The organism is Burkholderia sp. 22088 (assembly GCF_052045915.1).
GTDB lineage: Bacteria > Pseudomonadota > Gammaproteobacteria > Burkholderiales > Burkholderiaceae > Burkholderia > Burkholderia cepacia.
The window spans coordinates 64,532-78,163 of sequence record NZ_JBQEPY010000022.1; the positions used below are offsets into that span (position 1 = coordinate 64,532).

Annotated in this window: 12 protein-coding genes; 4 read left to right on the forward strand and 8 right to left on the reverse strand. The window is 66.7% G+C overall.

Translation table 11 applies throughout. The features are described 5' to 3' along the window. Window positions 1-73 precede the first annotated feature (73 nt). Together clpB and ACTJLD_RS34220 are read right to left on the reverse strand one after the other, a co-directional pair. Window positions 74-2,671: an ATP-dependent chaperone ClpB gene (clpB, locus tag ACTJLD_RS34215; protein WP_027787209.1), complete on the reverse strand. Its 2,598-nt coding sequence runs from the start codon at window positions 2,669-2,671 to the stop codon at window positions 74-76. A gap of 157 nt (window positions 2,672-2,828) precedes the next feature. Continuing rightward, window positions 2,829-3,347, reverse strand: a complete 519-nt coding sequence (locus tag ACTJLD_RS34220) for an Rrf2 family transcriptional regulator (protein WP_027787208.1) — start codon at window positions 3,345-3,347, stop codon at window positions 2,829-2,831. Between the two features lie 254 nt (window positions 3,348-3,601). Here ACTJLD_RS34220 and ACTJLD_RS34225 point away from each other — a divergent pair, with 254 nt between their 5' ends. After that, the gene (locus ACTJLD_RS34225; protein WP_440660920.1) at window positions 3,602-4,171 is read left to right on the forward strand and encodes a group III truncated hemoglobin; all 570 of its coding nucleotides are present in this window, start codon (window positions 3,602-3,604) and stop codon (window positions 4,169-4,171) included. A 92-nt stretch (window positions 4,172-4,263) separates the two neighbouring features. Here ACTJLD_RS34225 and ACTJLD_RS34230 read toward each other — a convergent pair whose 3' ends face one another. From ACTJLD_RS34230 to ACTJLD_RS34255, 6 genes are all read right to left on the reverse strand, one after another. After that, window positions 4,264-4,740, reverse strand: coding sequence for a molybdenum cofactor biosynthesis protein MoaE (locus tag ACTJLD_RS34230; RefSeq protein WP_060174307.1), 477 nt, complete (start codon window positions 4,738-4,740; stop codon window positions 4,264-4,266). Between the two features lie 10 nt (window positions 4,741-4,750). After that, complete coding sequence (moaD, locus tag ACTJLD_RS34235; RefSeq protein WP_011352296.1) at window positions 4,751-5,008, reverse strand: molybdopterin converting factor subunit 1; 258 nt, start codon at window positions 5,006-5,008, stop codon at window positions 4,751-4,753. A 19-nt stretch (window positions 5,009-5,027) separates the two neighbouring features. Further along, entirely contained in the window at window positions 5,028-6,275 is a 1,248-nt protein-coding gene (locus ACTJLD_RS34240) for a molybdopterin molybdotransferase MoeA (protein ID WP_027787205.1), read from the reverse strand. Window positions 6,276-6,551: 276 nt separating this feature from the next. Beyond that, window positions 6,552-8,003, reverse strand: coding sequence for a threonine synthase (gene thrC, locus ACTJLD_RS34245; protein ID WP_440660922.1), 1,452 nt, complete (start codon window positions 8,001-8,003; stop codon window positions 6,552-6,554). Between the two features lie 14 nt (window positions 8,004-8,017). Next, window positions 8,018-9,346: a homoserine dehydrogenase gene (locus ACTJLD_RS34250; RefSeq protein ID WP_175755699.1), complete on the reverse strand. Its 1,329-nt coding sequence runs from the start codon at window positions 9,344-9,346 to the stop codon at window positions 8,018-8,020. A gap of 52 nt (window positions 9,347-9,398) precedes the next feature. After that, window positions 9,399-10,637 (reverse strand): pyridoxal phosphate-dependent aminotransferase, encoded by a 1,239-nt coding sequence (locus ACTJLD_RS34255; protein ID WP_027787203.1) that lies wholly within the window; start codon window positions 10,635-10,637, stop codon window positions 9,399-9,401. Between the two features lie 315 nt (window positions 10,638-10,952). Here ACTJLD_RS34255 and ACTJLD_RS34260 point away from each other — a divergent pair, with 315 nt between their 5' ends. The 3 genes from ACTJLD_RS34260 to ACTJLD_RS34270 all read left to right on the forward strand — a co-directional run bounded on the left by ACTJLD_RS34260 (window position 10,953) and on the right by ACTJLD_RS34270 (window position 13,512). Beyond that, window positions 10,953-11,327, forward strand: a complete 375-nt coding sequence (locus ACTJLD_RS34260; RefSeq protein WP_027787202.1) for an Mth938-like domain-containing protein — start codon at window positions 10,953-10,955, stop codon at window positions 11,325-11,327. A gap of 123 nt (window positions 11,328-11,450) precedes the next feature. After that, window positions 11,451-13,127, forward strand: a complete 1,677-nt coding sequence (locus ACTJLD_RS34265; RefSeq protein ID WP_440660925.1) for a glycosyltransferase family 39 protein — start codon at window positions 11,451-11,453, stop codon at window positions 13,125-13,127. 13 nt (window positions 13,128-13,140) lie between these two features. Continuing rightward, window positions 13,141-13,512 (forward strand): EamA family transporter, encoded by a 372-nt coding sequence (locus ACTJLD_RS34270; RefSeq protein ID WP_021156511.1) that lies wholly within the window; start codon window positions 13,141-13,143, stop codon window positions 13,510-13,512. Window positions 13,513-13,632 lie beyond the last annotated feature (120 nt).

Consider the following 13,632-nt stretch of genomic DNA (forward strand, 5'->3'; position numbering starts at 1 on the left):
AACACCCCGCCGAGGCGGGGTGTTTGTTTTTGCGCGCCCGGCGCGAACCGGGCGGGCAGCCGATGGCAGGCGATCAGTGAACGACGCGGTCGAACACGAACTTGCCGTCGTTGACGTCGACCGGAATCACGTCCTTCGGACCGAAACGGCCCGCGAGGATGAGCTTCGCGACCGGGTTCTCGATCTCCTGCTGGATCGCGCGCTTCAGCGGCCGCGCACCGAACAGCGGATCGTAACCGACCTTGCCGATCTGTTCGAGCGCCGCCGGCGACACGTCGAGCGCCATGTCGAGCTTCGCGAGCCGGTCGTGCAGGCGGGCGAGCTGGATCTTCGCGATCGACTCGATGTTGCTGCGGTCGAGCGCATGGAACACGACGACGTCGTCGATCCGGTTCAGGAACTCGGGGCGGAAATGCTGCTTCACCTCGAGCCACACCGCGTCCTTGATCTCTTCCTGCGGCGCGCCCGTCATCGCCTGGATCACCTGCGAGCCGAGGTTCGACGTCATCACGATCACCGTGTTCTTGAAGTCCACCGTGCGCCCCTGCCCGTCCGTCATGCGACCGTCGTCGAGCACCTGCAGCAGCACGTTGAACACGTCCGGATGCGCCTTCTCGATCTCGTCGAGCAGGATCACGCTGTACGGCTTGCGGCGCACGGCTTCCGTCAGGTAACCGCCTTCCTCGTAACCGACATAGCCCGGCGGCGCGCCGATCAGCCGCGCGACGCTGTGCTTCTCCATGAACTCGCTCATGTCGATGCGGATCAGGTGCTCTTCCGAATCGAACAGGAACGACGCCAGCGCCTTGCACAGTTCGGTCTTGCCGACACCCGTCGGACCGAGGAACAGGAACGAGCCGTACGGACGGTTCGGATCGGCGAGACCCGCGCGCGAACGGCGGATCGCGTCGGCCACCGCGCCGATCGCCTCATGCTGGCCGACCACGCGCTCGTGCAGCTTTTCCTCGATGTGCAGCAGCTTCTCGCGTTCGCCCTGCATCATCCGCGACACCGGAATCCCGGTCGAACGCGACACGACTTCCGCGATTTCCTCGGCACCGACCTGCGTGCGCAGCAGGCGCGGCCGCGTCGGGTTGTGCTGCTCCTGCTCTTCGGCCTGCGTAACCTGCTTCAGCTGCGCCTCGAGCTGCGGCAGCTTGCCGTACTGCAGTTCGGCGACCTTCTCCAGCTTGCCGTCGCGCTGCAGCCGCGCGATGTCCGCACGCACCTTCTCGATCTCTTCCTTCAACTGCGCGCTGCCCTGCACCGCGGCCTTCTCGGCGGTCCAGATCTCCTCGAGGTCCGCATATTCGCGGCCGAGGCGCTCGATCTCTTCCTCGATCAGTTGCAGGCGCTTCTGCGACGCTTCGTCCTGCTCCTTCTTCACGGCTTCGCGCTCGATCTTCAGCTGGATCAGCCGGCGGTCGAGCTTGTCCATCTCTTCGGGCTTCGAATCGATTTCCATCTTGATCTTCGAAGCGGCTTCGTCGATCAGGTCGATTGCCTTGTCGGGCAGGAAACGATCGGTGATGTAGCGGTGCGACAGTTCGGCCGCGGCGACGATCGCCGGATCGGTGATGTCGACGCCGTGGTGCAGTTCGTACTTCTCCTGCAGCCCGCGCAGGATCGCGATCGTCGCCTCGACGCTCGGCTCGTCGACGAGCACCTTCTGGAAGCGGCGCTCGAGCGCGGCATCCTTCTCGATGTACTTGCGGTATTCGTCGAGCGTGGTCGCGCCGATGCAGTGCAGCTCGCCGCGCGACAGCGCCGGCTTCAGCATGTTGCCCGCATCCATCGCGCCTTCGGCCTTGCCCGCGCCGACCATCGTGTGGATTTCGTCGATGAAGACGATCGTCTGGCCTTCGTCCTTCGCGATGTCGTTGAGCACCGCCTTCAGGCGCTCCTCGAATTCACCGCGATACTTCGCGCCGGCGAGCAGCGCGGCCATGTCGAGCGACAGCACGCGCTTGCCCTTCAGCGTCTCCGGCACTTCGCCGTTGACGATCCGCTGCGCGAGCCCTTCGACGATCGCCGTCTTGCCGACGCCCGGCTCGCCGATCAGCACCGGGTTGTTCTTGGTGCGGCGCTGCAGGATCTGGATCGAACGGCGGATTTCGTCGTCGCGGCCGATCACCGGATCGAGCTTGCCCGCACGGGCGCGCTCGGTCAGGTCGACCGTGTACTTCTTCAGCGCCTCGCGCTGGCTTTCCGCATCCTGGCTGTGCACCTGCGAGCCGCCGCGCACCGCGGCGATCGCGGCTTCGAGCGACTTGCGCGTGAGGCCGTGCTGGCGCGCGAGCTTGCCGGCTTCGCCCTTGTCGTCGGACACGGCGAGCAGGAACATCTCGCTCGCGATGAACGTGTCGTTGAGCTTCTGCGCTTCCTTGTCGGCCTGGTTCAGCAGCCCGGCCAGTTCGCGGCCGATCTGGATGTCGCCGCCCGTACCCGTCACTTGCGGCAGGCGCGAGATTGCTTCGTTCAGCGCGCCTTGCAGCGCCTGGATGTGAACACCCGCGCGCGACATCAGCGAGCGGGCGGAACCGTCCTGCTGCGCGACCAGCGCGGCCAGCACGTGAACGGGTTCGATGTATTGATTGTCGCGGCCAGCCGCAAGGCTTTGCGCGTCAGCGAGTGCTTCCTGGAACTTGGTGGTGAGCTTGTCGATTCTCATTTTGTCGAGACCTCCAATTTTCGATTAACACCAAGATAAGGATGGTTATGCGGCTTTCAAGCGAAATTTGGGTTGATTCAGCGCAAAAATCGATGGATATCCTCGAAGCGGCCCCGGGACGGGCCGCTGCCGGGCCGCGGAGCGCGGCGCTCGCGTATCAGCCGGCCGTCGACGGCGGCTCGACGGACACGGGCGCGTCTTCCGGCAACGGCGCGGCGGGATGCACGCGCACGACCGGGCGAATGCCGAGCAGCGCCATGAGCGGCGCAGCGGGTTCGACCAGTTCACCGAGCGTGTGGCGGTCGAGTTCGGCGAAGAACGCATCGCGCGCGGCCGCCAGCACGCCCTTCAGGCGACACTGCGGCTCGATCACGCAGCCGCGCGACTCACCTTCGGCCGCAAAGCAGCCGACCAGCGCGAAATCGCTCTCGGTTGCGCGCACGACCTCACCGACGGTCAGTTGCAGCGATTCGGGGAACAGCCTCAGCCCGCCATTGCGGCCGCGAACGGTGTCGACCCACCCCAGCTCGCCGAGCTGCTGCACGACTTTCATCAGATGGTTCTTCGAGATGCCGTAGGCGTCCGAGATCTCCTGGATCGTCGCGAGTCCCTCGCCGCGCACGGCAAGGTAAAGCATCACGCGCAGCGAATAGTCGGTGTAGTCGGTGAGTCTCATGGGTGAATACGGAAGAGATCGATCGTGTCCCAATTACGTGAGCCGGGCCGATCGGGATGCGCACGGGGCCGGTCGACAGCCCTGTTCCGCGGCCCCGGGTTGCCGGGAGGGCGCGCGCACAATAAGATGCGTGACATCTACACGTTTTTCAGGGGTCGTTGGTCGCTATTTTGCGTCAAAATCCGGCCGGCGTCCTGCACGATGCCCGCGCCGCCGCCCCGTCGTTGTCTGTCTCTCCCGGCCCCCTTTTTGCCATGACCGTCCTGCCCGCCTCGCCCGATACCGCACCGGCCCGCCCTCACGACGCCGAGCCGACCGAAGAGAACATCCGCGATCTCGTCTACGCGTTCTACGACCGCGTGCGCATCGATCCGCTGCTCGGGCCCGTGTTCGACGCAAAGCTGGCCGGCCGCTGGGACGACCACCTGCCGAAGATGGTCACGTTCTGGTCGAGCCTCGTGCTCGGCACCAAGGGCTATCGCGGCAACGTGCAGCAGGCGCACCAGCCGCTCGACGGGATCGAGCCGGCCCATTTCAGCCGCTGGCTGTCGCTGTTCCTGAAGACCGTCGAGGCGCGCTACGCACCGCCCGCGGCGATCCGCTTCATGGAACCGGCCCTGCGGATCGCACAGAGCCTGCAGTTGAGCCGCTTCGGCTGGGATTACCGGATTCCGCCCGAGCAGCAGGCGCTGCTCGACGCGATCGCACCGCGCCGCCGCGGCGGGGACGACGGGGGCGACGATCCGCACGCGCTGCCGTCGCGTGCCCGCGGCGAGCCGTTTCCGGCGAAGATCATCGGGCGCAGCACCGATCCGGACGCGTAACGGGTTGCCATCACGGGTTGCCATCACGGGTTGCCGTCACGCGCGGCGCTTGCGCGCATGCAGCACCTTGCCGCACGAGGCCGACGCCGCGCTCAGCGCCGCGTATTGCCCGATTCGATCCCCCAGCGCGCGAGCGCGGCATCGTCGGCGCTGCGTGCGTCGACCCAGCGCTCGCCGTCCGGCGTGGTTTCCTTCTTCCAGAACGGCGCTTCGGTCTTCAGGTAGTCCATCACGAACTCGCACGACGCGAACGCGTCGCCGCGGTGCGACGCAACCGTGGCGACCATCACGATCTGGTCGAGCGGCAGGAGCCTGCCAACGCGATGCACGATCGCGACGTCGATGCCCGGCCAGCGCCGGCCGGCCTCGGCCGCAATCTTCTCGAGCGCCTTCTCGGTCATCCCCGGATAGTGCTCGAGTTCCATCGCGGCAACCGCATCACCTTCGTTCAGATCGCGCACCGTGCCGACGAAACACGCGACCGCGCCGATCTTCGGGTTGCGCGCACGCAATGCCGCGACCTCGGCGTTCAGGTCGAAGTCGTCGGTCTGGATTCGTACCGTTGCCATCGCCGGTGCCTCAACCGCCCGTCACCGGCGGAAAGAACGCCACTTCGCAGCCCTCGGTGAGCCGCGTATCGGGATCGGTCATCTCGTGATTGCACGCCATGCGCAGCGCGCGCCCTTCCGCGAGCGTCTCGGCCCATGCCCCGCCGCGCACGCGCAGCCATGCGCGCACGTCGCCCACGGTCGTGACGCTGTCCGGCACGTCGGCCTGCTCGTCGGCAACACCCAGTGCCTCGCGTACGCTTGCAAAAAATTTCAGCTGAATCTTCATGGTTCGGGAAGCCGTCGCGTTACGACAGCAGTTCGGAAAACGGAATGAAACGCACGGTCTCGCCGGCGCTGATCGCGTGCTGCGGCGGATTGTCGATCAGGCCGTCGCCCCACACCGTCGACGTCAGCACCGCCGAACTCTGGTTCGGGAACAGGTCGAGGCCGCCGGCCGCGTTCACGCGGGCACGCAGGAATTCGTTGCGGCGGTCGCCCTTGCCTTGCGAGAAGTCGGCGCGCAGCGACAGCGCGCGCGGCGCGACGTCGCGCACGCCGGACAGGCGCAGCAGGAACGGCCGCACGAACAGCAGGAACGTGACGAAACTCGATACCGGGTTGCCGGGCAGCCCGATGAAGTGCGCATCGGGGCGATCGTCGCCACGGCGCACCGCACCGTAGGCAAGCGGCTTGCCGGGCTTCATCGCGATCTGCCACAGCGCGAGCCGCCCTTCGGCCTCGACGGCCGGCTTCACGTGATCCTCGTCGCCGACCGACACGCCGCCGCTCGTCAGGATCACGTCGTGATCGCGCGCGGCCGCGCGCAGCGTGTCGCGCGTCGCGGCGAGCGAATCGGGCACGATCCCGTAGTCGGTCACGTGGCAGCCGAGCCGCTCCAGCAGCCCGCGCAGCGTGAAGCGGTTCGAGTTGTAGATCGCGCCGGGCTTCAGCGGCTCGCCCGGCATCGTCAGTTCGTCGCCGGTGAAGAACACCGCGACGCGAATCCGCCGCGCGACCGGCAACTGCGCGCAGCCGACCGATGCGGCAAGACCGAGCGCCTGCGGCGTGAGCCGCGTGCCGGCCGGCAGGATCACCGAGCCCTGCCGGATATCCGCGCCCTGCGCGGTGATCCATTCACCGGCCTTCGGCGTGTGCAGGATCTCGACCGCGTCGCCGTCGGCCGACGCCTGCTCCTGCATCACGACAGCGTCGGCGCCGGGCGGCACCGTCGCGCCGGTGAAGATCCGCGCGGCCGTGCCGGCTGCGAGTGGCGCGGCCGGATGGCCGGCCGGAATGCGCTGCGACACCGGCAAACGCCGCTCGCCATGCAGCAGGTCGGCGACGCGCACCGCATAGCCGTCCATCGCGCTCGTATGCATCGGCGGCACGTCGAGCGGCGAGCTCACGTCGGCCGCCAGCACGCGGCCGAGCGCATCGAGCGTGGCGACGGTTTCGACGCCGGGCAACGGCTTCGCGGCATCGAGCAGCGCGGCGAGCGCCTCGGCGGTCGACAGCATCGGCGCGCGCGGCGCCGCGGGATTGGGGTTCGACATCGATGGAATCGGGGATCGTTGGATGCAATACTCCATTGTAGCGACGCCGTCGCGCGGGCGCGCGATATGGCAGACATGCGGAAACTGTGATTCGCGCGAGCGCGCGGGTCTGGCACTTGTTTCGCGCGCGATGCCGGTTTGACGGCAGCCGCGCGGCAGGTTGCCGAACGCCTGCGCGGCGCGGCACCGCCAAACGAAACGGCCGGAACCCCGATCCGTTCGACGAATCGGCATTCCGGCCGTCCTGCACAGCCGGGCTCTCGGCCCGGCCATGCGTCATGCGCCCGTATGGGCGGCGATGAAGTCCTTCACCTGCTGCGCGTCGGCCTTCACGACCTCGAAACGCTGCGGCAGCGCCTCGAGCCCGTCGAATGCGGCCGGACGCTCGGCTTCGCGATCGAGTGCCTCGCGAATCGTCTCGCCGAACTTGATCGGCTGTGCGGTCTCGAGCACGACCATCGGCACGCCCGCGTCGAGATGCTCGCGCGCGACCTTCACGCCGTCGGCCGTGTGCGTATCGATCATCGTGTCGTAACGCGAGAACACGTCGCGGATCGTCGCGATGCGGTCCGCGTGGCTGCTGCGGCCCGACACGAAACCGAACTCGGCGACCCGTGCGAAATCGCCGCTCGCCGCGAGATCGAAGCCGCCTTTCTCCTCGACGTCGCGGAACAGCTGCATCACGCGCGCCGGATCGCGGCCGAGTAGGTCGAACACGAAGCGCTCGAAGTTCGATGCCTTCGAGATGTCCATGCTCGGGCTGCTCGTGTGATAGGTGTTCTCGGCGCTGCGCACGCGATATGCGCCCGTGCGGAAGAACTCGTCGAGCACGTCGTTCTCGTTGGTCGCGACCACGAGCTTCGCGATCGGCAGGCCCATCATCCGCGCGATGTGGCCCGCGCAGACGTTGCCGAAGTTGCCCGACGGCACCGTGAACGACACGCGCTCGTCGTTGGACTGCGTTGCCGCGAAGTAGCCCTTGAAGTAGTACACGACCTGCGCGACGACGCGCGCCCAGTTGATCGAGTTGACCGTGCCGATCTTCTGCTGCGCCTTGAACGCGTGATCGTTCGACACCGCCTTCACGATGTCCTGGCAGTCGTCGAACACGCCTTCGACCGCGAGGTTGAAGATGTTCGGATCCTGCAGGCTGAACATCTGGGCCGTCTGGAACGCGCTCATCTTCTTGTGCGGCGACAGCATGAACACGCGCACGCCGGCCTTGCCGCGCATCGCGTATTCGGCCGCGCTGCCCGTGTCGCCGGACGTCGCGCCGAGAATGTTCAGCGTCTGCCCGTGCTTCGCGAGCGTGTACTCGAACAGGCTGCCGAGCAGCTGCATCGCCATGTCCTTGAACGCGAGCGTCGGGCCGTTCGACAGTTCGAGCAGCGACAGCGCCGCGCCGTTCTCGGTGCCGAGCGTCTTCAGCGGCGTGATGTCGGACGCGTTCTCGCCATGGCGCGTGTTGCGGTACACGTCGGCCGTGTACGTGCGGTGCGTGATCGCGCGCAGGTCGTCGGCCGGCACGTCGTCGCAGAACTTCGACAGGATCTCGAACGCGAGATCCGCATACGACAGCGTGCGCCAGCGCGCGAACTCGTCGGCCGACACCTTCGGATATTCGGACGGCAGGTACAGCCCGCCGTCCTTCGCGAGGCCGCCGAGCAGGATGTCGGAGAACGTGTGGCGCTCGCCGATGCCGGCGCCGCGCGTGGAGATGTAGTTCATGTCGCCTTCCGTCCTCAGTTCAGCGCTTCCATGCGCAGCTTCGTTACCTTCGAGACCACCGTCGAGAGGCTCTCGATCTGCGCGATCGCCGCGTTGACGTTCTTCTCGACCGTCTCGTGCGTGATCAGGATGATGTCGGTCTCGCCGTTCGCGCCGTCGATCTGCTCCGATTCCTTCTGCAGCAGCGCGTCGATCGAGATGCCCGATGCGGCGAGGATGCGCGTGATGTCGGCCAGCACGCCCGTCTGGTCGGCGACGCGCAGGCGCAGGTAGTAGCCGCTCGTCACTTCCTCGATCGGCAGGATCGGCGTGTTCGACAGGCTGTCCGGCTGGAACGCGAGATGCGGCACGCGATGCTCGGGGTCCGCCGTGTGCAGGCGCGTGACGTCAACGAGATCCGCGACCACGGCCGACGCGGTCGGCTCCGCGCCCGCGCCCTTGCCGTAATACAGCGTCGTGCCGACCGCGTCGCCGTGCACGACGACCGCGTTCATCGCGCCCTCGACGTTCGCGAGCAGGCGCTTTTCCGGGATCAGCGTCGGGTGCACGCGCAGCTCGATGCCGTTTACGGCGCGGCGCGCGATGCCGAGCAGCTTGATCCGGTAGCCGAGTTCTTCCGCGTAGCGGATGTCGGTCGCGTCGAGCTTGCTGATGCCCTCGACGTATGCGCGGTCGAACTGCACCGGCACGCCGAACGCGATCGCGCTCATGATGGTCGCCTTGTGCGCGGCGTCGACGCCTTCGATGTCGAAGGTCGGATCGGCTTCCGCGTAGCCGAGCTCCTGCGCGGCCTTCAGCGCGGTGGCGAAGTCGAGCCCGCGATCGCGCATTTCCGACAGGATGTAGTTGGTCGTGCCGTTGATGATGCCCGCGATGTACTGGATGCGGTTCGCGGTCAGGCCTTCGCGCAGCGCCTTGATGATCGGGATGCCGCCGGCGACGGCCGCCTCGAACGCGACCATCACGCCCTTCGCGCGCGCGGCCTCGAAGATCTCGGTGCCGTGCACCGCGAGCAGCGCCTTGTTGGCCGTCACGACATGCTTGCCGTTCGCGATCGCGCGCAGCACGAGGTCGCGCGCGATGCCCGTGCCGCCGATCATCTCGGCGACGATCGCGATCGACGGATCATCGACGACCGCGTTGAAATCGTCGGTGATCTGCGCAGCGCCGGCATCGCCGCCGAGCGCAGCCAGCGCCTTGGCCGGGTTGCGCACCGCAATGCGCGTCACCTCGATGCCGCGCCCCGCGCGTCGCTTGATTTCTTCCTGGTTGCGGCCCAGCACCGTGAAGGTGCCGCTGCCCACCGTGCCGAAGCCCAACAGGCCAACTTTGATCGGTTCCATGCTGCGTGTGATCGATGAGTAAGAAGTAGTGAGTGCCGTGTGGTCCTGCCGCTCAGGCCGAATGGCGCTTGCGGTAGCCGTCGAGGAAGCGTGCGATCCGGTTGATCGAATCGGTCAGGTCGTCGAGGTTCGGCAGGAAGACCACGCGGAAGTGGTCCGGCGTCGTCCAGTTGAAGCCCGTGCCCTGCACGAGCAGTACGCGCTCCTCGAGCAACAGGTCGAGAATGAACTGCTGGTCGTTCTGGATCGGATAAAGCTTCGGGTCGAGGCGCGGGAACATGTACAGCGCGGCCTGCGGCTTCACGCAGGTCACGCCCGGAATCGACGTGAGCATGTCGTACGCGAGTTCGCGCTGTTTGTACAGGCGCCCGCTCGGCATGATCAGCTCGTTGATGCTCTGGTAGCCGCCGAGCGCCGTCTGGATCGCGAACTGCCCGGGCACGTTCGCGCACAGGCGCATCGACGACAGGATGCCGAGCCCCTCGAGGTAATCCTTCGCGCGCCGGCGGTTGTCGCCGCCGAGGCCCGACACGGCCATCCAGCCCGCGCGGTAGCCGCACGAGCGATAGCTCTTCGACAGGCTGTTGAACGTGACGGTGATCACGTCCTCCGACAGCGAACCCAGCGCCGTATGCTCGAGGCCGTCGTAGACGATCTTGTCGTACACCTCGTCGGCGAACACGATCAGCCCGTGCTGGCGTGCGATCTCGAGCAGTTCGAGCAGCAATTCGTCCGAATAAAGCGCGCCCGTCGGGTTGTTCGGGTTGATCACGACGATCGCCTTCGTGTTCGGCGTGATCTTGCGGCGGATGTCGTCGAGATCGGGCATCCACGCGTTCTGCTCGTCGCAGATGTAATGCACCGGCGTGCCGCCCGACAGGCTGACCGCCGCCGTCCACAGCGGGTAGTCGGGCGCGGGCAGCAGCACCTCGTCGCCGTCGTTCAGGAGCGCCTGGGTCGCCATCACGATCAGCTCGGACGCGCCGTTGCCGATGTAGATGTCGTCAAGGCCGACGCCCACGACGCCCTTTTCCTGCGTGTAGTGCATCACGGCCTTGCGCGCCGAGAACACGCCCTTCGAATCCGAATAGCCGGACGACGTCGGCAGGTTGCGGATCATGTCCTGGATGATCTCGTCCGGCGCATCGAAACCGAACGGCGCGAGGTTGCCGATGTTCAGCTTGATGATGCGGTGGCCTTCTTCCTCGAGGCGCTTCGCGTGCTCGAGCACCGGGCCACGGATGTCGTAGCAGACGTTGAGCAGCTTGTTCGACTTCTGAATCGGTTTCACGACGACACGGTTCCTGGGTTGGCCTTGCGGCCGGGGGGACGGGATCAAAACTGGAAAGCGGCCGGTCTGTGCGCGCTGTCTAGACTGGGGAAAAGCGGGCGGTCGGGCGCGGCTTGTGGCGACGCGCGACGCAAGTGGCGCCCGGGGGCGACCAAAAAGTTATAATTTAGCGGATTTTGGCCGACTTTCGCAATGCACCATAGCCGCGCCGGGCCCACGCCGTCAGGCGTCCCGCGTGCCCGGGCAAGCGAAACCGGCCATCCGGGCCCCTGTGGCCCTGCGACACATTCCCCTACGGAACCGCGGAATACCGATTTGAAACTGCACCAGGACACGAGCGGCGCGCTCAACACCGTCACCGGCTACGGCCCCGATTATGTCGACGTCAATCTCGAACGCCATGAAACGAGCGTCATCGTGCTGCCCGGCGCGCCGGTCCAGATGTGGCCGGTGTCGTCGTTCGACGCGCTCGCGCCCGAGCATTTCGCGATGCTGCTCGACCCGACACCCGAACTCGTCATCTTCGGCAGCGGCGCACGGCTGCGCTTCCCGCACCCGCGGCTCGTCGCGGCGCTCACGGCCAAGCGGATCGGCGTCGAGACGATGGATTTCCAGGCTGCCTGCCGCACCTACAACATCCTGATGGCCGAAGGCCGCAAAGTCGCCGCCGCGCTCTTAATTGAACGTTAATCCCCGATGCGGTAAAACTCGGGCCGGCGCAGCGGGTCGATCCCCGGATCGGCCCGGCCAGGCCGCCCGCCCCCGGCGCAACCCGCCGGCGGCCCGTCACAACAACCAACAGGCTGAAAATCCATGAACGATACGCCGTCGAGGCTACCGCTCAACCGCATCACGCTCGCCCTCCTCGTCGTCGCGCTCGCGATCGTCTGGTTCGCGCCGCTCGGGCTGCGCCACCTGATCCCGAGCGACGAAGGCCGCTACGCGGAAATGGCGCGCGAGATGTTCGTCACCGGCGACTGGATCACGCCGCGCTACAACGGCTACAAGTACTTCGAGAAGCCGCCGCTGCAGACCTGGATGAACGCGCTCACGTTCGCGTGGTTCGGCATCGGCGAATGGCAGGCGCGCCTCTACACGGCCCTCGCGAGCTTCGCCGGCGTGCTGCTGGTCGGCTTCACGGGCGCGCGCCTGTTCAACCCGCTGTCCGGCTTCCTCGCCGCCGTCGTGCTCGCCGCGTCGCCGTACTGGAACCTGATGGGCCACTTCAACGCGCTCGACATGGGCCTTGCGTTCTGGATGGCGCTGTCGCTCTGCTCGCTGCTGCTCGCGCAACGGCCCGGGCTGCGCCCGGCCGCGGCGCGCGGCTGGATGTGGGCGTGCTGGGCCGCGATGGCGTTCGCGGTGCTGTCGAAGGGCCTCGTCGGCCTGATCCTGCCCGGCGCCGTACTCGTGCTCTATACGTTGATCGCGCGCGACTGGGCGCTCTGGAAGCGCCTGTACCTGGTGAGCGGCCTCGTGATCTTCTTCGCGATCGTCACGCCGTGGTTCGTGCTCGTCCAGCAGCGCAACCCCGAGTTCTTCAACTTCTTCTTCATCGTCCAGCAGTTCCGCCGGTACCTGACCCCGGAACAGAACCGTCCGGGCCCGCTCTACTACTTCGTGCCCGTGCTGCTGGTCGGCTTCCTGCCGTGGCTGTCGGTTGCGTGGCAGAGCATCCGCCATGCGCTGCGGATGCCGCGCCAGCCGAACGGCTTCTCGCCGATGCTCGTGCTGCTGATCTGGAGCGCATTCATCTTCCTGTTCTTCAGCGCATCGCATTCGAAGCTGATCTCGTACGTGCTGCCGGTCGCGCCGGCGCTCGCGCTGATCATCGGCGCGTACCTGCCGCTGATGACCGCCGACCGCTTCCGCCGCCACCTGCTCGGCTACCTCGTGTTCTTCGTCGCCGCGGCGTTCGGGATCATCTTCCTCGCGTACCAGGGCGATGCCCGCACGCCGAACGCGCTGTACCGCGCGTTCCAGATGTGGCTGTACGCGGGCCTCGCGGTCGCGGCCGCGCTGACGCTCGCGGCCGCCTGGCTGAACCGCCGCGCGGGCGTCGCCGCCGCGCTTGCCGCGTTCGGCGCCGCGTGGCTCGCCTTCGGCACGATCGGCGGCACCGGGCACGACGAGTTCGGCCGCTACAGCTCGGGCGCGCTGCTCGCGCCGACGGTGCGCGCCGAGCTGGCGAAACTGCCGCCCGACACGCCGTTCTACTCGATCGAGATGCTCGATCACACGTTCCCGTTCTATATGGGCCACACGACGATCATGGTCCAGCGCCAGGACGAGCTCGGGTTCGGCATCTCGATGGAGCCGAACAAGTGGATTCCGACCGTCGACGAATGGATCACGCGCTGGAAGCAGGAAACCCATGCGCTCGCGATCATGCCACCCGGCCAGTACGACGCCCTGGTCACGCAAGGCGTGCCGATGCGCGTGATTGCGCGCGACAACCGTCGCGTGATCGTCGAGAAACCGCAATCGTAAGGACGCCCATCGCATGAATCCCGTTTCGCTCGTCTGCATCGTCACCGGCGTGATGCTCAACGCCGTTGCGCAACTGCTGCTGAAGGCCGGCGTCAACGCCGTCGGGCACTTCGAATTCAGCCGTGCGAACATCATCCCGGTCGGGCTGAAGATCGCCACCCAGCTGCCGATCATCGGCGGCCTCGGCTGCTACGTGCTGAGCGTCGTGGTCTGGATCCTCGGGCTGTCGCGGGTCGACGTGTCGATCGCGTACCCGATGCTGTCGCTCGGCTACGTCGTCAACGCGTTCGCGGCCTGGTACCTGTTCGGCGAGGTGCTGTCGATCCAGCGGCTCGTCGGCATCGGCATCATCCTGATCGGCGTGCTGGTGCTCGCGCGAAGCTGAGCATGCCCCGCCGCGTTAAGCGTCCGCCTACAAAAAATCACGGTGCGTTTCCGCCAACCGGTGTTTAATGCCGGTTTCGGCCGGGATCGCCCGACCCTTTTATTACACGCCATTACAGGC